Origin of the sequence: Labilithrix luteola, assembly GCF_001263205.1 — a bacterium.
Classification (GTDB): domain Bacteria; phylum Myxococcota_A; class Polyangia; order Polyangiales; family Polyangiaceae; genus Labilithrix; species Labilithrix luteola.
The window spans coordinates 4,298,039-4,317,246 of record NZ_CP012333.1 but is presented as its reverse complement, the minus strand read 5'-3'; the positions used below and the strand labels follow the sequence as shown (position 1 = coordinate 4,317,246).

17 protein-coding genes are annotated in these 19,208 nt (G+C 66.4%); 10 read left to right on the top strand and 7 right to left on the bottom strand.

What is annotated here, in order from left to right:
• Positions 1-36: 36 nt before the first annotated feature.
• From AKJ09_RS19235 to AKJ09_RS19210, 6 genes are all read left to right on the top strand, one after another.
• Positions 37-672 carry a helix-turn-helix transcriptional regulator gene (locus tag AKJ09_RS19235; protein WP_146648658.1) on the top strand — a complete coding sequence of 212 codons (636 nt, stop codon included), beginning with the start codon at positions 37-39 and terminating at the stop codon, positions 670-672.
• A 56-nt stretch (positions 673-728) separates the two neighbouring features.
• Positions 729-1,715 (top strand): ArsA family ATPase, encoded by a 987-nt coding sequence (locus AKJ09_RS19230; RefSeq protein ID WP_240488524.1) that lies wholly within the window; start codon positions 729-731, stop codon positions 1,713-1,715.
• Between the two features lie 57 nt (positions 1,716-1,772).
• Positions 1,773-3,431, top strand: a complete 1,659-nt coding sequence (locus AKJ09_RS19225; RefSeq protein WP_146648657.1) for a ribonuclease J — start codon at positions 1,773-1,775, stop codon at positions 3,429-3,431.
• Positions 3,428-4,321, top strand: coding sequence for a CHAD domain-containing protein (locus AKJ09_RS19220; RefSeq protein WP_146648656.1), 894 nt, complete (start codon positions 3,428-3,430; stop codon positions 4,319-4,321). The genes AKJ09_RS19225 and AKJ09_RS19220 overlap by 4 nt, the downstream gene beginning before the upstream one ends.
• Before the next feature lie 163 nt (positions 4,322-4,484).
• Positions 4,485-5,492: an FHA domain-containing protein gene (locus AKJ09_RS19215; RefSeq protein ID WP_146648655.1), complete on the top strand. Its 1,008-nt coding sequence runs from the start codon at positions 4,485-4,487 to the stop codon at positions 5,490-5,492.
• Positions 5,492-5,893, top strand: a complete 402-nt coding sequence (locus AKJ09_RS19210) for a (deoxy)nucleoside triphosphate pyrophosphohydrolase (RefSeq protein ID WP_146648654.1) — start codon at positions 5,492-5,494, stop codon at positions 5,891-5,893. The genes AKJ09_RS19215 and AKJ09_RS19210 overlap by 1 nt, the downstream gene beginning before the upstream one ends.
• A gap of 21 nt (positions 5,894-5,914) precedes the next feature.
• Here the strand turns inward: AKJ09_RS19210 and AKJ09_RS19205 are convergent, their stop codons facing one another.
• The 3 genes from AKJ09_RS19205 to AKJ09_RS19195 form a co-directional block, all read right to left on the bottom strand.
• Positions 5,915-6,601, bottom strand: coding sequence for a hypothetical protein (locus AKJ09_RS19205; RefSeq protein WP_146648653.1), 687 nt, complete (start codon positions 6,599-6,601; stop codon positions 5,915-5,917).
• A gap of 132 nt (positions 6,602-6,733) precedes the next feature.
• Positions 6,734-8,470: a signal peptide peptidase SppA gene (gene sppA / locus AKJ09_RS19200; RefSeq protein WP_169927663.1), complete on the bottom strand. Its 1,737-nt coding sequence runs from the start codon at positions 8,468-8,470 to the stop codon at positions 6,734-6,736.
• Positions 8,471-8,553: 83 nt separating this feature from the next.
• The gene (locus tag AKJ09_RS19195; protein WP_146648651.1) at positions 8,554-9,474 is read right to left on the bottom strand and encodes a LysR family transcriptional regulator; all 921 of its coding nucleotides are present in this window, start codon (positions 9,472-9,474) and stop codon (positions 8,554-8,556) included.
• A gap of 66 nt (positions 9,475-9,540) precedes the next feature.
• Here AKJ09_RS19195 and AKJ09_RS19190 point away from each other — a divergent pair, with 66 nt between their 5' ends.
• Positions 9,541-10,563 (top strand): MBL fold metallo-hydrolase, encoded by a 1,023-nt coding sequence (locus tag AKJ09_RS19190; RefSeq protein WP_240488523.1) that lies wholly within the window; start codon positions 9,541-9,543, stop codon positions 10,561-10,563.
• Here the strand turns inward: AKJ09_RS19190 and thiD are convergent.
• Positions 10,543-11,376, bottom strand: coding sequence for a bifunctional hydroxymethylpyrimidine kinase/phosphomethylpyrimidine kinase (gene thiD, locus AKJ09_RS19185; RefSeq protein ID WP_146648650.1), 834 nt, complete (start codon positions 11,374-11,376; stop codon positions 10,543-10,545). The two genes, AKJ09_RS19190 and thiD, sit on opposite strands and share 21 nt — an antisense overlap.
• 316 nt (positions 11,377-11,692) lie before the next feature.
• On the opposite strand from thiD, the gene AKJ09_RS19180 reads away from it, so the two are divergent.
• Both AKJ09_RS19180 and AKJ09_RS19175 read left to right on the top strand, forming a co-directional pair.
• A complete protein-coding gene (locus tag AKJ09_RS19180; RefSeq protein ID WP_146648649.1) occupies positions 11,693-12,211 on the top strand; it encodes a hypothetical protein in 519 nt (172 codons plus the stop codon).
• Between the two features lie 24 nt (positions 12,212-12,235).
• Positions 12,236-13,225, top strand: a complete 990-nt coding sequence (locus tag AKJ09_RS19175) for a HAMP domain-containing sensor histidine kinase (protein WP_205633745.1) — start codon at positions 12,236-12,238, stop codon at positions 13,223-13,225.
• Positions 13,226-13,234: 9 nt separating this feature from the next.
• On the opposite strand, the gene ttcA is transcribed toward AKJ09_RS19175, so the two are convergent.
• On the bottom strand, positions 13,235-14,095 hold the full coding sequence (ttcA, locus tag AKJ09_RS19170) for a tRNA 2-thiocytidine(32) synthetase TtcA (protein WP_146648647.1): 861 nt from the start codon (positions 14,093-14,095) through the stop codon (positions 13,235-13,237).
• A gap of 245 nt (positions 14,096-14,340) precedes the next feature.
• Here ttcA and AKJ09_RS19165 point away from each other — a divergent pair, with 245 nt between their 5' ends.
• Positions 14,341-15,708, top strand: a complete 1,368-nt coding sequence (locus tag AKJ09_RS19165; RefSeq protein ID WP_146648646.1) for an NAD(P)/FAD-dependent oxidoreductase — start codon at positions 14,341-14,343, stop codon at positions 15,706-15,708.
• A 3-nt stretch (positions 15,709-15,711) separates the two neighbouring features.
• Here AKJ09_RS19165 and AKJ09_RS19160 read toward each other — a convergent pair whose 3' ends face one another.
• Both AKJ09_RS19160 and AKJ09_RS19155 read right to left on the bottom strand, forming a co-directional pair.
• On the bottom strand, positions 15,712-17,544 hold the full coding sequence (locus tag AKJ09_RS19160; protein ID WP_146648645.1) for an alpha-amylase family glycosyl hydrolase: 1,833 nt from the start codon (positions 17,542-17,544) through the stop codon (positions 15,712-15,714).
• 8 nt (positions 17,545-17,552) lie between these two features.
• A complete protein-coding gene (locus AKJ09_RS19155; protein ID WP_146648644.1) occupies positions 17,553-19,169 on the bottom strand; it encodes a carbohydrate porin in 1,617 nt (538 codons plus the stop codon).
• Positions 19,170-19,208 lie beyond the last annotated feature (39 nt).

The window sequence follows — 19,208 nt, the reverse complement described above, 5'->3', positions numbered from 1 at the left end:
GCTGTCAGCCTCGTGTCAGTTATCTTTCCCACTGTCATGCGACGCACCGAACGCCTCTTCGCCCTGGCCGAGTACCTCCGGGGGCGCCGTACGGGGGTGACAGCCGAAGCCCTCGCCGAGCGCTTCGACGTGACGATCCGCACGATTTACCGAGATCTCGACGCTCTCCGCGCCGCCTCGATGCCCCTCGCGGCCGAGCGCGGTCGGGGCGGCGGCTATGCGCTCGACAAGAGCTACAGCCTGCCGCCCGTAAACTTCACGGCGCGCGAGGCGGCCCTTCTCTGCGTGCTCGGACGCTATGCCATCGAGATGCGCCTCATGCCCTTCGAGGAAACCCTGGAGCGCGCCCTCGACAAGGTTCGCTCGGCGCTCTCGACCTCTGCCCAACGCGAGCTCGTCGGGCGCCTCCGGGAGCTCGAATTCATCGGCGTTCCCAGCCTGCCGAGCAAAAAAGCCGTCCGCGAGGCCATCGAACGCGCCTGGTTCGAACAGCAGCCGCTGCGCATCACGTATCTCGATGGAAGCTTCGTCCAGACCACGCGCGACGTGCGGATCGTGTCGGTGATCATGGAGCGCAACGAGACGCGCATCAACGCCATCGACGTCGACAAGGGCGAACACCGCCACTTCCGCCTCGACCGCATCGAGAAGGCCGAGGTTCTCGCGATCTAGGCCGACCGAGGTTCCGAGGCGGGCGGGAGGTTCCGAGGCGGCGCGGCCTTTGCGGCGTGAAATTCGCTCGGGTTTACAGCGTGTTCGAGCTGACCTATCTAGGGCAGTCGGAAATGCCGGATCACGCGCCGCTCGAAACGAAGCGCTTTCTCATCGTGACGGGCAAAGGTGGCGTCGGAAAGACCACCGTTTGCGCCGCCGAAGCGCTCGCCCTCGCGCAGAAGGGCAAACGCGTGCTCGTGTGCATGTGCAACGCCAAAGAGCGGTTGTCGACGATGCTCGGCTCGGCGCCGATCGGTCACGAGATCACGCCGGTTGCTCAGAACGTCTGGGCGGTGAACATGGATCCGGAGAGCGCCCTGCAGGAGTACGGGCAGATGGCGCTCCACTCGAAGACGCTCTTCAAGCTGCTCTTCGACAACAAGTACGTCCGCACGTTCTTCCGGGCCGTCCCCGGGATGCAGGAATGGACGATGCTCGGCAAGGCGTGGTGGCACACCACCGAGACGCGCTCGGACGGAAGCAACGTCTACGACGTCGTCATCCTCGACGCGCCCGCCACGGGTCACGGCCTCGACATGCTTCGCGTGCCGAAGGTGATCCTCGACGTCGTCCCGCCCGGCCTCCTTCGTCGCGACGCCGAGCGCGCCTGGAATCTGTTTCGCGATCCGGAAAACTGCGCTGTGGTCCTCGTCACGCTGCCCGAGGAGATGCCCACCTCCGAGACCATCGAGCTCGCGCGCGCGATCAACGTGGAGCTCGAGCTGCCGATCGGAAAGATCGTCGTCAACGGTGTACTCCCTCCGCTCTTCTCGCCGGAGGAGCGAACGGCGCTCGAGGCCGTGACACCGACCACGTCGACCTCCGCCCCCGAGGTGGCCGTCCGCGTCGCACGGGCGCGCTCGATGCGCGAACGCGTGCAGGCCGAGAGCCTAGAACGACTCTCGGTCGAGCTGCCGATCTCCCCATCTTTCCTGCCTCAGCTCTTCCAAGATGCGGCGACGCCGGCCGCCATCCGCGAGCTTGCGAAGCGCCTGACCTGACAGGCGCAAGACGGGACAAGACGGGGCCCAAAGACGGGCAGGCCGGGCACGTGCTAAATGCGAAGCGTGCTTCGCCTTCTCCCTCTCGGCGGCCTCGGCGAGGTCGGGATGAACTGCATGGCCCTCGAACAACGAGGGGAGGTCATGCTCGTCGATTGCGGCGTCACGTTCGACGATCGTGGCCTCGGCGTCGACGTCCTTCATCCTGATTTCTCGGCGCTCGACACGTTCGGAGCGCGCCTCACCGGCGTGGTCATCACGCACGGGCACGAAGACCACATCGGCGCGCTGCCCTACTTGCTCCGTCGCCACGACATTCCCATCTGGGCACCGCCCTACGCGATCGGACTCATCCAGCAGCGCCTCGGCGAGCACGAGGTCCTCAAGCATGCCCGCATCTACGAGACGCGGCCGCGTGAGCCTTTCAGCGTCGGTTCGTTCCGCGTCGAGCCCATTCGTGTCACGCACTCCATCGCCGACGCCACCGCGCTGGCCATCCAGACCGACGAAGGCGTCGTCGTTCACTCGGGCGACTTCAAGATCGACGAGAGCCCGACCGACGGCGAGCACTTCGACGAGGCACGCCTGCGCGAGCTGGGTGATGCGGGTGTGACGCTCCTCATGAGCGATTCGACCAACGTCGATGCCGAGGGGCCGACCGGCAGCGAAACCGACGTGGGCGACGTGCTCGAGGAGCTCGTGGCCGGCGCGCGCTCGGCCGTCGTGGTGGCGATGTTCGCTTCGAACGTGCATCGCCTGCGCCTCCTTGGCGACATCGCCAAGAAGCACGGGCGCAAGCTCGTGCTGCTGGGTCGCGGGGTCGGCACGCACGCGCGGGTCGCGCGCACGACGGGCTACCTTCCCTGGCCGGACGGTCTCGTCGTGCCGGACACGATGGCGCGCGAGATTCCTCGCTCCAAGGTCCTCGCCATTGCCACCGGCTCGCAGGGCGAAGCACGAGCGGCCCTCGCGCGACTGGCGCGTGGCGAGCACCCGATGTTCGAGGTGGGCCCCGGTGACCGCGTGATCTTGTCCGCGCGGACGATCCCCGGTAACGAGCCCGAGGTGCACGCGATCCTCGGCATGCTCCTGCGCCGTGGTTGCGACGTGCGCTCGCGCCTGACCGATCGCGGCATCCACGTGAGCGGCCACGCCCATCGGCCCGAGCAGCGACGCATGATCGAGCTCGTTCGGCCGAAACACTTCGTGCCGGTGCACGGCACCATCCATCACCTCACGCGTCACGGCGAGCTCGCCCGCGAAACCAACGTGCCGACGAAGCCCAACGTCGCAGTGGTCGAGAACGGCCGCGTGGTCGAGGTCACGCGCGAGACGATCGCTTTCGGGGGAACCGAGAAAACCGGGCGCGTGGCGGTGTACGCGGGCCGGGAGCTCCCCCCGGAAATCCTGCGCGAGCGCGCCTTCCTGGCCGAAGAGGGCGTCGCCTCGTGCCTCGTCGTGGTCGACGACGCGGGCTCGGTCCGCGACGTGCGGATCTCGACACGCGGCGTGATCGACGAGGAGGAGTACGCCGAGGAGCTCGCCGACGCGCGCGCCAACGTACGCCGAGCGATTCTGGAGCTCGATGCGTCGTCGAGCGAGACGACGATGGCAGAGCACGCACGGCTCGCCATCCGGCGCACGTTCCACAAGTCGCGAGGCTTCAAACCGATGACGGTCGTGCACGTCTATCGCTCGAGCGGGGAGAGAGCATGACGCAAGCCACACCGCCCATGGCGGGCGCCTACCTCGTCAAGAAGCTCCGTGAGCTCGACACCGCGATGATGGCGGCCGTTCCGCGCGTCGTCGAGAGCGCCGACGACGACGCCATCCACGACATGCGCGTCGCCATCCGGCGTCTTCGCACGATGCTGAAGATGTCCCGCGAGATCTTCGGGCGATGGCATTCGGACGTCGTGCGACGAGCGTTCGCTGACGTCATGCGCGCCACGGGCGACCTGCGCGACGAAGAAGTGCTCGAAGAGACACTGACCGACGCCGTCGAAGATCCCCAGTTCAAGACGTGGGTGAAGGCCCGCGAGACGCGCGAGAAGAAGCTCCGCACGGCGGTCGTGAAGCAGATCCAGCAAGGCAGCCTCGACAAGGCGCGCCTGATGCTGAAGGCACTGCTCGTATTCCCCGTCGATCCTGATCGCGACGCGGAGCTCGGCAAGTTCGCACGCCGCACGGTCGAACGCTCACGGCGCAAGGTGGAGAAGCAGCGCGACGTCGAGATCGAAGACGTGCTCGGCCTCCACGAGCTTCGCATCGCTTACAAAGAGCTTCGGTACTCGATCGAGCTCCTGGCCGAGGCGCTCCCCCTCGACGCCCGGGCCATGCTCGAGCCTGCCACGATCTTCCAGAAGCGCCTCGGGGAGCTCCACGACGTGGACGTGGCCATCGAGACCGTCACCCAAGCGCGCACGCTCAAGGCCGAGCTCAAAAACAGTGTGCTGGCCGCCCTTCAAAAGACCCGGGAAAAGCGGGTCGGGAAGTACCTGAAGGAACTCGATCCCCTGGGCGCCGCCACACACGAGGCTGTACCGGCCATGCCCGAGACGCCGCCCGAGACCCCCGACGATTGGGAAGAGCTTAGCAAAGGTTGAGCTTGAACAAAACCACCAAGCTTGACCCACCTCGACCGGATGCAAGATACTCGCCGCGCGCTCGTTTCCCGTTCAGCGCAGGGGAATTGGTCGGCATGACAACCATGCTAACGTTGCGTGCTGACCCTACTCGCTGCGGGCGGGAATGGGTCCGGAGGCTCGCTTGATCACGTGTCCCAAGTGCAGCAAGGACAACCAGGATCACTACAAATTTTGCCTGGGTTGTGGCGCGGAGTTGCCGCGTGACGTGGCGCCCAAGCCGTTCGTCCCCCAGACGCCGGCCCAAGGTGTGAAGGTCGCCCAGGTAGCCCAGTCGGTTGCCCCTGCGCAGCCAAGCCCGGCGGCCGTTCTTCAGGCTCCGCCGGTCGCCGCCCCGGCCCCCGCGGCCGTCGCAGGAGGCTCGGTTGCCGTGACGTGTCCGCAGTGCGGGCATGCGAACACGACGGCGAACCTGTTCTGCGGCTCGTGCGGATTCCGGCTCGGTCAGGCCGCAGCAGCGGCCACCGCTCCGAAGCCTGCACCGCAGTCGTCGAGCGGCCCGGGCTCCATCGTCCTCACGGCGCTCCGTGCGGACGGCAGCGAGGCGGGTACCTACGCCCTGCCAAGCGCAACGATGACCGTCGGTCGTGAGACGGGCGCGATCTTCGCGGGCGACAGCTACCTCTCGCCGCGCCACGCGACCTTCAAGCAGACGTCCTCGCGCGTCACCGTGAAGGACGAAGGCTCGCTGAACGGCGTCTACAAAAAGCTCGTTCGCGACATGCCTGTCGAGCTCCGCCCGAACGACATGTTCCGTATCGGTCAGGAGATCATCAAGTTCGAGCCGCTCGCCCCGCAGACGCCCTCGCCGGACGGCGTGGAGCGCCTCGGCTCGCCTGCCAAGGGTTACGTGGGCCGCATCGCGCTCGTCATCGGGCGCGACGTGACAGGCAACGCCTTCCCGATCCCCGAGACCGGCGTCCACCTCGGTCGCGAGCGTGGCGACGTGCTCTTCCCCGAGGACGGCTACGTCTCGGGTCTCCACTGCCGCCTCACCTGGGACAACGGCAAGCTGATGCTCACCGATCTCGGGAGCTCGAACGGCTCGTTCTTCCGCCTCCACGAGGAGACGGAGATCAAGTCGGGCGACGTTCTCTTGATGGGTCAGCAGTTGTTCCGCGTGGCGATCTGATGTCTGCCCCGCAGAGGACGATCCGCGTGGTCGCCGCAGTCCTCGAGCGGGATGGGCGTTACCTCATCACCCAGCGCCGCGCGAGCGCCGTTCTCCCGCTCATGTGGGAGTTTCCCGGCGGTCGCGTGGAGGCTGGCGAGACCGATCAGCAAGCGCTCAAGCGCGAGCTGACGCACCGGCTGGGTGTGGAAATCGACGTCGGCAAGCTCATCTCGTTCGTGAGCCATCCGTACGAGCACTACGTCGTCGATCTCTTCCTCTACGAGTGCACGCTCGTCACCGAGCTGCTCGAGACGCGCGCGGTCAACGCCTACAAATGGGCGCTGAGTCAGGAATTCGACCAGTATCCGTTCACGCCCGCCGACGAGGCGTCGATGAACAAGCTGCTCGGCGTGAACTAGGCCTCGCGCCTACGCGATGACCTAAGCGACCAGTCTCGCGACGATCGGCGCCGCCCACCAGATCCCGATACCGAGCGACACGCAGGCGCTCGCGCCGATGAGGAACGTCATCGTGCGACCCGAGCGAGCGAGGCGCGCGAGCGGCCAGCCGAGAACGCCCGCCAGCGCCGACATGCCGACGGCAGCGCCGATCGCGTAGATGGTGATGAAGGAGATGGCGAAGGCCGCGGACGGGACGCGGGAGGCCACGAGCGCGGCGAGCGCCCCACTGCCTGCGAGGCCGTGGACGAGGCCGACGACGAACGGCAGGCGCGCGAGCGTCCACCCACTGACGTGCACGTGATCGGTCGTGCCCGCATGCGCGTGCTCGATCTCACCGTGACGGTGCTTCACGGCTTCGCCGGTCGGAACCAGGCGCGCTTGCACGAGGCCGCGCACGCCGAGACCGATCAGCACGAGGGCGACGACGAGCTCGAAGATGTCACTCGCCAGTGACGGCAGCTCTTTGCGCAAGAGCGCGAGCGCACCACCCGCCACGATGAGCATGGCGGCATGTCCGGCACCCCACGCGGCGGCGTAACGGACGGTCGCACGCGCGCTCTTCTGGCCGGCCACGAGCGTCGAGACGGCCGCGAGGTGATCGGGCTCGAGCGCATGGCGCAACCCGTTCGCGAAGCCGAGGACACAGGCGGTGAGTGCCGCGAACATTGCCAGGGTGCTGTAGCACGCCCGGCTGGGATCGTGCCACCGCGAGCGCCGGCCCTGGAAATTCAGGGGAAATGTGTCGCGAACGATCGTGGCGAAGAGCGACGATGCGGCACTCCGGGCCCGTCTGGGTGTTCAGCGAATTTCCCCCGTCCAGAGCGCGAGAGCCCGCTCACCGGTCACCGCCAGCCCGAGGAGCGTGCGTGCGCTGTCGGGCAGTACGGCCCCGATCATGGCCTCGGCCGCCTTGCGCCCCGTTTCGCCCTCGGACGGCGGCGGGAGCCACGTGACGTGCTTGCGTGGCGTCTTGACGACCTGCGGCTTCGCCCTGTCGCGCACGTCGACCGGGAGCAGACGACGTAGCTCCTCGAGCGCCGTGTCGAAGCCTCCGAGGGCATCGACGAGCCCTCGGTCGAGCGCGTCGGTGCCCGTGTAGACGCGACCGCGCGCCAGCGCCTCGACCTCCTCTTCGCGCATCTTGCGACCGCTCGCCACGACGCGCACGAACGTGCGATACGTCGCTTCGAGCTCGCGATGGACGGCCGCGCGCTCGTCGTCCGAGAGCGGCCGCGACGGCGAGAGCAAGCCGGCATGCTCACCTCGTCGAAGGGTCTCGGTGACGATGCCGAAGCGCGCGAGAAGCGGCTCGGCGGTGAGCCGCGCGGCGACGACGCCGATGGACCCCGTGATGGTCGTCTTCTCGCAGACGATTCGATGCGCGGGCGCGGCCACGTAGTAGCCGCCGCTCGCAGCCACGTTCGACATGCAGACGACGAGCGGCTTTTCGCGCGCCAGCTGCACGATCTCGTGGTGCATGCGATCCGACGCGAGCGCACTGCCGCCTGGCGAGTCCACGTGGAGCACGATGCCGACCACGCGCCGATTTCGTCGCGCAGCACGCACCATGCGGATGACGTGCTCGTCGGTTGCCACCCGACCGCCGAAGGGCATCGGTGAATGCGCGATGGCACCGTGAACGGGAATGACGCCGATGACGGGCGGGCGTTTCAGCGGGCGGAGAAGCGGCCGCTCGCGAATCGCCACGTAATCGCCGTCGTCGACGAACTTCTCGTGGAGTTCGTGCCGCGCCTTCTTGCCATCTTTGGCGGGCTGGATGCCGAGCAATGCGGGCAACTCGTCTTCGTAAGCCACGCCGTCACAGAGACCTGCGCGAACGCACTCCTCGCCGAAGTACGGAGCCTCGTCGACGATGGCACGCGCGCGCTCCATGCTGACGTTGCGACCATCCGCGATGGCCGCGACCAGCGTGCCCTGGAAACTGTCGAGCAGTCGACCGAGCTGCATGCGTTGCGCATCGCTCATCGAGTCACGCACCAGCGTCTCGCCGGCGGACTTGAACTCGCCACACGCGAAGACCTCGGGCTCGACGCCGACCTTCTCGAGAGCATTCTTGAAGTAACGCGTGCTCGAGAGAAATCCGAGCGGAGCTAGCTGCGTGGCTGGACCGACGTAGACCTTGCTCGCGCCCATGGCGACCAGGACCTCCTTGGTGCCGGCGCCCAAGGGTAAATGGACGATCACCTCTTTGCCGGCGGCGCGAAGAGTCGCGAGCAGCGCGCGCAGCGAGGAGGCCGTGGCCATGCCTGCTTGGAGATTCTCGATGGTGACGAGGAGACCTCGCACGCGCTCATCGGCAGCGATCAGTTTCACCGTCGTCGCGAGGGTGTGGAGCGACGTGGCCTTGCGAGCGCGAAACTGCCAGAAACGTGGTTTGGCGACGACGTCCGCCACGGCGCCGTCGATCGTGAGGGTTACGAACGCACCTTCGGGAACCGCGCGCGATTTCCAAAGAGCGCGCAGCGGGAACAGCAGAAGGTCGAGCAGAAGCCCGAGAAAGCGAACGAGGACCATCGGCGCAACCATAGCGCCGTCCGAGAGAAACCCGGGGCTCGAGGGCGACGCGACGCGCGAATCCTTGTCGCGCCGTCGAAGCTCTACACCTTCCCTCGTGGACGTTTGACGAGAGCCTGGGCGTGGGCGAACTCTTTGCGAAGCAGATCGGCAACGACCCGCACACGGGGGATCTCGAGCGCGCTCCGGGCGGCGACGAGCATCGTGCTGGTCTTTGCGTACGGGCCGAGATCGAGCGACAGCTCGACCATCGTGGAGGGTCGCGAGAAGCGATGCCCGGTCCTGGGAAGTGGAATGGCCCCCGCGCCCGCCTCCGCTGCAGCTTGCTGCACGAGGAAGCTGTCCGACGTGAACACGGGCGCGAAGCCGGGCACGAGCTTGGCGAGCTGCGGGTTGGGCGGAAGCATCTCGTAGGGCGGGGCCCAACCGACGAAGTCCACGTCGGCATAGCCGTAGCCCTTCGGCAGCCGCGCTGCGTAATCGGCGCTCGCGAAGAACGCGACGTCTTGTTCGAGGACGGCCACGCGAACGAGATCGCCTCGCGTCGTACTCACCGCCCGTAGCGCCAGATCGGCTTCGCCTCGCGACAAGTCGAGCACGCCGACGGTCGACAGGACATCGAGCGCGATACCTGGTCGTTTCTGGCGTAGCCAGCCGGCAAACGGCGCGAGGAAGTCCATCGCGACCCCCGGTGGCGCCGTGATGCGAACCACGCCCCGGGGTCCCGCGTTGGGGTCATCGATCGCGCGAGCCACTTCAGCAGCCCACTCGGCCATGCGTTTGGCCGGCGCCACGAGACGCTCGGCGCGCGAGGTCAGCGACACGCCGCTCGGAGTCCGGCGAAAGAGCGGAAAGCCGTAGCTCGCCTCGATCTCGGCGAGACGTCGGCTCACCGTAGGCTGAGCCATGCCGAGGGCCTTGGCGGCTTTCCCGATGCTTCCTTGCTCGGCGATGGCGAGAAAGAGCCGGACGTCGTCCCAGGCGGGCGCGGCTTGCCCATTCATTTCTGGATGGCTCCATCCGATTTCATGGTCTCAACCATACCTCAGAGCATGGGCATAGTCCTGGTCATGAAGACGACGTTCACTCGCTCACTCGTTGGTCTCCTCGCCGTCGCTCTCTTCGCCGTCGAAGGGTGTGCAGCCTCGACACATCCCCACGTGGCCGCCTCGGCAGGTTCGCCTTCGCGTACGCATGCGCTCGAGTCCGTGGTCGATCAGAAGGGACCGCTCACCGTCGAGACCGTGACCTCCATCAAGTGGGCCGTGCCGCTGGAGGGCCTCGTCAACCTCGACCACCCGAAGGCCAAGGCCGCGGGCCTGAAGAGCGGCGAGGAGCCGATCGACGTCTACTTCCACGTCATTCGTCACCCCACGAAGGGAACGTACCTCGTCGACACCGGCGTCGAGCGCGCGCTCCGCGACGATCCGGACAAGGCGGCCATCCGTGGGCTCGTTGCCTCGTTCCTGCATCGCGAGAAGATGACGTTCCTCGCGCCGCTCGGTGACTGGCTGGCCTCGCATCCCGAGCCCATCCGCGGCGTGTTTCTGACGCACGCGCACCTCGATCACGTCGCCGGCCTGCCCGACGTTCCCAAGGACGTTCCCGTCTACACGGGCCCCGGCGAGCTCGACGAGCACTCGTTCATGAACCTCTTCGTTCGCGGCAACACCGATCGGGCGCTCGAGGGCTTCGCGCCGTCGGGCGAGTGGCGCTTCTCCCCGATCCCGATGGGGCGTTCGAGGGCGTCACCGATGTCTTCGGCGACCAATCGCTCTTCGCGCTATGGGTGCCCGGTCACTCCGCGGGGAGCACGGCGTATCTCGCGCGAACGGAGAACGGCCCGGTTCTGCTCGTCGGCGACGCATGTCACACGGCCTGGGGCTGGAAGAATGGCGTCGAGCCGGGCGACTTCTCGGCCGATCGCGAGAAGAGCGTCGAGAGCCTCGCGCGCCTCCGCAAGTTCGCCGCCGCCCACCCCGCCATGGACGTGCGCCTGGGTCACCAAACGCTCGCGCACGAATGAGAAGCGGCGCGCCCGCCCGCGTTCGAACGAAGCGGCTCGGATCCGATCAGCTCACCGAGCTTCGTGACCACCACGCGTGAAAGTGGTGAACCGGTCCGTGGCCGCTCCCGACTTCGAGCTCGTCGGCGGCCCTCATCGCCTCCTGCAAGTACGCGCGAGCTTCGCGGACGGCCTCTTCCGCGCTCGCGTACTTCGGCAGCAACGCGGCGATGGCCGCAGACAATGTGCAACCGGTGCCGTGGGTGTTCTTCGTCTCGATCCGTGGCGAGCGGAACTCGATCATCCGATCGCCGTCGAAGAGCAGGTCCACGACCTCGTGCCCCGGCAAGTGTCCGCCCTTGAGGAGCACCCATCGCTCCGAGTCGGTCGGCAGCATCGCGCGGAGACGCTCGGCGGCGCCGAACATCGTCTTCACGGAGTCGGGCGCCGTTTCGCCGAGGAGCACGCCCGCCTCCGGGAGGTTCGGAGTGACGACGAACGTCCGTGGCAGGAGGACGTCGCGGAGCATCGCCACGGCGCTCTTCGCGAGCAGGAGGTCGCCGCTCTTCGCGACCATGACCGGATCGACGACCACGCGGTCGGCCCCGTAATGCGCGAGCCGGTCGGCCACGGTCGACACGATCTCCGCGCTCGCGAGCATGCCGATCTTCACCGCATCGATGCGAACGTCCTCGAAGAGCGTGTCGAGCTGCAGGCGGAGAAACTCGATCGGGGGCGCGTGAACGCCGGTCACCGCGCGCGTGTTCTGCGCCGTCAGCGCAGCGACCACTCCGCAGCCGTAGGCCCCGAGCGCAGAGAAGGCCTTGAGGTCGGCGTAGATGCCCGCACCCCCGCTCGGATCGATGCCGGCGATGGTGAGCGCGTTCGGAGGGCTGGTCATGACCGTGCGTCTACCCTAGCCCTTCGCGACCGTCACGCTCCGGCGCGGCCTCCGGAACCTGCGCCCGCAAGGAGGGCCGTACAGGAGAGCGTCAACCAAACGACGCCGCCATCGAAGTGGCGGCCCTCGTCGCGCCCGCCCGCCTTCCGTCAGGGCGGTGACGCCGGCGCCAAACGGCTGTCACGGTCTTCCGACGCAGCCCTACGACACGCGAAAATCCGCTGAATTCCAGGCCTCCGAACGTGCTCCGAGACGTCGCGCGCGAGGCGTCCCGCGGGTGGCACGGCCGATGCTCTAGACGGGTCGAGAGGTCACCATGAAGCTCGCCGCCGAAATCGCCGCCCAATCGACTGCCGCCACCATGATCTCGATGCGCCGGACGACGGCGTCCGAGTTCGCCGCCGACTGTTACGACATCGCGCAGGCGTTTCTCCACGACTCTCGCTTCTGGGGCAAGGCGGAGCTCGCGATGTGGCTGATGGGACCGTACTCGCGCGTCGCGCACAACGTGTCGGACGCGCCGGAGAGCGCGCGGCCGTCGCTCCGCGAGATCGACGTGACGACGATCGAAGACATCATCGATGCGGCGCACGACGAGGTCGTCGAAGCCCTCACGCTGCTCGACGAGACGGACTTCGCGACGGCGCGTCTGCTCATGAACACGATGCTCGACTCCGGCTTCGTCGCGCCCTTCGTGGACACGAACGGCAACGAAGGCTGGACGCCGACGACGAAGGCCCACCGCCTCGCCGATCGCGTTCTCTCGCTCCTCGTCGCCGCGTTCATGACCACGCGCAGCGTCGTTCAGGAGATCCCGCTCGCCATCGCCGCGTAGGCCTCGACGATAGGTGGCCGCACGTTGCCGCTGAGCCAGAACGGCAAACGAGGCTCGGATCGAGGGCGGACGAGCGCGAGGCGAGCGCGAGGCGAGCTGAGCCGCGGCGTGGTCACGCCGGTCAAAACGGTGGCCGTCGCGGTTCGCAGAGTCGCCGAAGCACGCAGTGCGGCGGCCGCCGGACGCGTTCCGGTCTACACGCTCGACGAGATGGGCGATCTCTCCGACGCCGTGAATTCGATGGTGACGCGCCTCAAGGAAGCCGACGCTCAGATCCGCGAACAGGTCCGTGAGCTCCGTGCACTCGACGAGCTGAAAGATCAGTTCCTGCGCGTCGCCGCCCACGAGCTCAAGACGCCCATCACCATCATCAAGGGCTACTCACAGCTCCTCTTGAGACGCGCCGACAGCCTGCCCTCGGACGTCACGCCCCTCCTCGGCGCGATGAACCGCGGAACCGACCGCATCACCCACCTCGTCGAGAACTTCCTCAGCATGACGCAGTTGCAGACGGGCCGTGTGCCGTTCGTGCTGACGACGTTCGATCTCGCCGAGCTCGTGAAGACCATCGTCACGACGACCTCGGGCAAGGCTCCAGACCAGCCCATCAACGTGGAAAGCGAGCCGTCCGTCTGGGTGAACGGAGACCGTGCGCGCCTCGAACGCGCCGTCGATGCCGTGGTTTCGAACGCGGTGAAGTTCTCTCCCGGTCATGGAGAGATTCGCGTTCTCGTCGAGAAGGAGGGCGACGAGGCGGTGGTGAAGGTCAAAGACCACGGCATCGGCATTCCCGTCGATAAACAGTCACGCATCTTCGAGAGCTTCTACCGCGCGCACACCGACACGCCTTACGACTCCGGCGGCATGGGCGTCGGTCTCTATCTCGCGCGCGAGACGTTGCTCCGGCACAACGGTGCCATCGGTTTCGTCAGCCAGGAGGGCAAGGGCAGCCACTTCGTCCTGCGCCTGCCTCTCTCCAACGCGCCCTCGGCGTCCGAGCCGATCGCGAACTGAGCGCAGGCCCTATTCGAGAACCGTCAAACGCCTGCCGCGAACCGGCAAGGCCTGGAAGTGGGTCTCGCGACGAGCCGCATTCGTCGGCCTGACATGATCGGGCCGCGCCAGCCATGCATCGCGAACTTCGGTATCGAGCAGATGCGACGGACGAACGTTCGCGAGCGCAGTCGCCATAATCGCACGCACGTTCGGATTCTCTTTTTCCAAGCTCGCAAGCAGCTCCGACACGCGTTCCCGCTTCAGGCCTTCCTGCGAACCACAGAGGTTGCAAGGCAGGATGGGAAACTCGTGCGCAACGGCGTACTCGGCAATGTCCGCTTCGGCGCAATCGATGAGTGGGCGGATGACCTCGAAGCGCCCATCGTCCGTCGTGAACGAGGCGGGCATCGCCTGGAGCTTGCCGCCATAGAACAGATTCAAGAGGAAGGTCTCGAGTCCGTCGTCGCGATGATGACCGAGTGCCACCTTGTTGCAGCCGAGACGCTCGGCCGCCGAATACAGAATCCCGCGACGCAATCGCGAGCAAAGGGAGCAATAGGTGGCTCCCGCTTCGAGCTTCTCGGTCACGACCGAGAAGGTATCTTCGGAGAGAATCTCGTAGTCGACACCGCTCTGTTCGAGCCACGCGACGAGCTTCGAGCCGTCGTAACCGGGCTGCCGTTGATCGAGATGGACCGCGACGAGCCGCACCTCGTAATCGAGGGACCGCACGTACCCTCGCAGCAGCTGCAACATCGTATAGCTGTCTTTGCCGCCCGACAGCGCGACGAGCACGCGATCACCCGCGCGAAGCAACCCATGACGCTGACAGGTGTCGCGAACCGTCCGGGCGAGGTAGCGATCGTGTCTCTTCACGGCCTGGCTCATGGGCACTCCGCCCTACTCATGCCATCGATGGCGGCAGAATGCGACGTGCGAGGACGCGAACGGCCGAGAAAGCTCGGCCGGATTGACGAGCGGGGACGAAAATCGGCGCGAAAGCAGGTCAGAAGCAGCGCGAAAAACGAGCTCAATCGGACGCGCGGTGGCCGGATGTTTGCCTTACCACGAGCAGACGCTCTTCTGGTCGTTCAGCTCGCTCAGCCACGCAACGGCGTGAGGAGACACACGCGATGGAACCGTTCCGTCCGGCGCTGAAGCCGGGACAAAAGCACGCGATCGTCATCGGCGGGGGTTTCGGCGGACTCGCGGCAGCGAAGCGCCTGAGCCGATCGCCCGGGCTCCTGCGCGTCTCGCTGATCGATCAGCGAAACCATCACCTCTTCCAGCCGCTCCTCTATCAGGTGGCGACAGCGGGGCTGAACCCGTCGGACATCGCCGTTCCCATTCGTACGCAGTTCTCGGAAGAGCCGGAGGTGTCGGTGCACCTCGGGCGCGTCGAGAACATCGACCTCGAGCAGAAGTTCGTCGAGGGAAAGGGCGGCGTGCGCATCGCGTACGACTACCTGATCGTCGCCACCGGTGCGCAGCACAGCTACTTCGGCAAAGAAGGCTGGGAGGACTTCGCGCCAGGGCTCAAGACGGTCGAACAAGCAACGGAGATCCGGCGGCGCGTCCTGTCGGCCTTCGAGGCGGCCGAGAACGAGCCCGATCCCACCGAGCAGCATGCGTTGCTCAACTTCGTCATCGTCGGCGGCGGTCCCACGGGCGTGGAGCTCGCGGGAGCGATCGCCGACCTCGCGCGCACCGTCCTCGTGAAGGATTTTCGGCGCATCAATCCAGCCGACGCGCGCGTGACGCTCATCGAAGCCGGGCCGCGTGTCCTCGCCGCCTTCGACGAAGATCTGTCCCATCAGGCGGCGACCGATCTCGGGTCACTCGGCGTCGAGGTTCGCGTCGATCAGCGTGTCGACAACATCGATGCGAACGGCGTTCGCTTCGGGAACGAGTTCATCCCGTCGCGAAGCGTGTTTTGGGCCGCCGGCGTCACCGCGAACGTCGTCACGCGGACGCTCGGCGTTCCCGTCGATCGCGCCGGACGCGTCATGGTCGAGCCCGATCTCAGCATTCCAGGACATCCCGAGGCCTTCGTGATCGGCGACGCGGCGCATCTCGAAATCGATGGCCAGCTCGTTCCCGGCCTCGCCCCGGCCGCCATCCAGGAAGGACGCCTTGCCGCCGACAATATCCTGGCCCTCACCAGCGGCGCCGCCACGCAGACGTTCCGCTACGTCGACAAGGGCACGATGGCGACGATCGGAAAGCACAAGGCCATTGGCCAACGCGGGCGCATGAAGCTCCACGGGTACATCGCGTGGGTGGCGTGGCTCTTCGTCCACGTCTTCCTGCTCACGGGCTTCAAGAACCGCGTCCAGGTGTTCCTCGAGTGGACGTGGAGCTACCTGTTTTCTCGTCGTGGCGCTCGACTGATCACGACTCGCGATTGGCACACGCACGCGCCCGCGGCCGGGACGCTTCGAACTCCCACCGACTCCTCCCCTGGTCTGCGTGCGGCGGAGCGCGACGAAGTCTTGGCCTGAGCCTCAGGGCTTCACGTTGCCACTCGGCACGAGGATCATCGAGCGCTGCGCGGGAACCTCCACGCGAAGCGTGCCGTCGGCTTCGACGTCGTAGCTCGCGAGCTGCGGGTCCAGCACGTCGACGAGCTTCTCTCCTCCGCCGCGCGTGGTCTTCATCACGCTGGCCCCGTTGGAGGTCGAGCTCGGCTTGTGGCCGTTGGTGTTCATGACCACGAGCGCGTATTCGCCATCGGGCGCGTCACCCCCGGTGCGCTCGTAGGCGAACATGCCAGCATCTTCTTCGTCGCCCACGTGCGCCGTCGACCATACGACGTTCGTGTCGCCGCGCGAGAGCGCCTTGTAGGTACGCTTGATACGCGCGAGCTTCGAGACGTGGCGGAACGTATCGCCGCTCGTATCGAAGTTGGTATTCCAGAGAACTTCACGATTGGCGGGATCGTTGCCGCCGGCGAAGTCCTGCTCGGTGCCGTAATACAGACAGGGAATCCCCTCTTCGGTCATGAGGAGAACGAGTGCGTTACGAAGCGCGTCCTTGTCGCCGCCCGCCGAGAAGAGGAAGCGCGCGACGTCATGGTTGTCCATGAAGTTCACGAGCGACTTCGCCGGGGCGATGCCGATGCCGCCGGGCTGAGGCTCGGTGCGGTAGTTCACGCGTCGATTCGCCCAGAGACGTTGGATTTGCTCCGTGCCCTTCTGCTGCGCCGGATCGTGCGCGTTGACGAAGACGTCGCGGAACACCTGGTAGTGCTGCGAGAAGTAAAAGACGCTGTCGAGCATCCCTTCCTGGGTGTAGCTCCCGAGCAGCTGATCGTTGCCGTCGAAGGCTTCGCCGAACATGAGGAAGTTGTTCTTCCCCTGCGACGCGAGGCGCTTGCGAACCGAAGTTCCGAATTGGGTCCAGAAGTCGTGCTCGACGTGTTTGACCGTGTCGATGCGGAAGCCGTCGAGGTCCGACGTCTCGACCCACTTCGTATAGAGGTCGATGAGCTCGGCGCGCACCTCGGGGATCTCGGTGGCGACGTCTTTCAGGCCGCCCGGAAAATCACCGAGCTCGCGCTGCTTGTCGTCGTCGTAATTCAGGATACGTCCGTATCCGTGATAGGCGCGCGCGGTGCCGAGGATTCCCGGCGGAGGCACGCGGTTGATGCTCGGATCCTGGATGAAGATGATCGGCGCACGCCCGGCAGGGCCGAGCGACGTGAACGCCTGGACACCGAGCGGATCCCAATCGGGATCGTATTCGGTGATGCGCGACATGTCCGAGCGCGAGCTCACGACCGGCAGGGCGCCGCTTCCACCGATGTAGATATCGGGATGGCCATTGAGATTGGTGTCGTAGAAGAACACCTGCCCCATGTGGTTCGTGACGATGTCGAGCACCACCTTGATGCTCTTCTTGTGCGCCTCGGCGGTAAGCGTGCGGAGGGCCGCCAGATCACCGAAGTGAGGATTCGTCTGGGTCAGATCCTGCGCCCAGTAGCCGTGGTACGAGTCGACGTCGGCGTCCGTCTCGACGTTCTTCACGACGGGGGAAATCCAGAGCGTGGTGACGCCGAGCGCCTGGATGTAGTCGAGGTGGTCGGTGAGGCCCTTCCAGTCACCACCCTGGAAGCGGGCGAGATATCCCGGACGAACTTGGTAATCGTTGTCGTGATCGCCGTTGGCAAAACGATCGACGAGCACCTGGTAGATGACCTCGTCGCGCCAGTCTTGCACGTGCGTCGCGAGAACCGGTTTCTGACCTTCCTCCGGAATCGACACGCAGCCGACCTCGGGCACCGCGCAGGCCGCGGCCACGAGCAAAGCGAAGGCGATCTTGGATTGGCTCGTCTTCATCGGCGACCTCACGGATACGAGCTCGAGTTGAACCACCACTCGGCGCCGATACCGAGGAAGTGCTCGACGCTGCGCTGCGAGAACACGTCTTCGACCGGGTAGAGGGCGCGGGCGCCGGAGTTACGGAAGCTCGCGTTGTAGAGCAATCGGATTTGCGGGCGCTTGAACGTGCCGCGTCCGGAGGGCGAGAAGTACGGCATGATTCCGGCTTTGAAGACGGACGCGGTGAGCGGGCCGTTGTCGTCGGACTGGGCGATCGCGATACGTCGCTGCTGGTAGCTGCCTTCGATCGAGATACCGAAGTTCTCGCCGAGAAAGACGCTCGGGCGAATGACCACGGCGCCTTCGTCGTATTTCTGCGTCGACGTCTCGGCAGGACTCGGATCGCGGAAGAAGCGCATGTACGCGGCGCCGGTGACGCCCACGGCATCGTTCTCCCAGTTGCCCGAGAGCGCGACCTGCGTCTCGCTCGCACCGGTGGTCGTGCGATCGAGCGCGAAGGTGATGGGCACCGAGAGTGGATCGTAGGCCGCGAGCGCGTTCGCGTAGCGCAGGACGAGCGAGACGTACGTATCGCGTTCGCCCGTGAAATACGTGAGCTGAGAGCCGACGAGGAAGCCGAAGTCGCTCGGCAAACCGCGATCGGTGCTGGTGAGCGTGTCGCGATACGTGCCCGCGCCGATCTGGTGCAGCTCACCGTAAAGAACCGCCTTGAAGCCGGCATTGCCGACGCCGGGGCGAACGAACTGCGTGAGCTTCAGGGTTTCGATCGTACGCGGGCGATCGAGCTTGGTGACGTCGGTGGTACCGAAGCCGTAGCGCGCGACCACCGGGATCTGCTGGTACTGGTACGGGTTGTCGAGGCGCTGCTGGCCGAAGTGGCCCTGGAGAATCGTCTCGTAGCGCGTGCCCGGCCCCTGGCTTTTGTAGACCGGACCGCCGATGCCGCCGCCGACCGTGTTCTGGTTGTCGAGGGGCCACCAGTTGAGGAGATAGATGTCGTCGCCGCGGTACATCCGCGAGCCGGCCCACATCGTGATCTTGTCGTAGGTCCCCTGCGCGTAGAGATTACGGACGCCGATCGCCTGATCGATCTTCCCATTGAAATGGAAGAAGGGAGGAAACAGGGCGAGCGTCGCGACCACGCGGCCCGAGATGCGCTCGTTCCACTTGTCCTCACGACGGAGCTCGAGCTCGGCGTAGCTGCCTTCGTCGACGATGCGAGGACCGAACGCGACGACGTTGGTTCCCCTGCCGGTTCCGCCGCGCAGGTCCGTCGCCGCCCACACGCGGCCGTACGATCCGAATTCGAAGTGTCCTTCGTGACCGGGTGCGGGCTCGGCGACGACGGGCTTGGCCGCTTCGTTACCGCGGAAGGCAGCGGGGTTTCCGGCGCCGGGGATCGACGGCGCGCTCGTGTCGGACGTGACTGGCGCATCCGGCGCCTTGATGCCCGGTTGGGCAGCCGATGGAGGATCAGCCGCCGGTGCCGGCCCGGACACCGAGGGCGGCGGCGGAGGCGGAACGACGGGCGGCGATACGCCCTGCGCGGCCGCCGGCGAAGACGCGGCGAAGACCGCCATGGCGGCGAGAACCGAGACGGCGAACAGCGACCAGCAACGCACGGGGTTCGAGGCCGTAGCACGGGTCCATGGGGCCGTCCC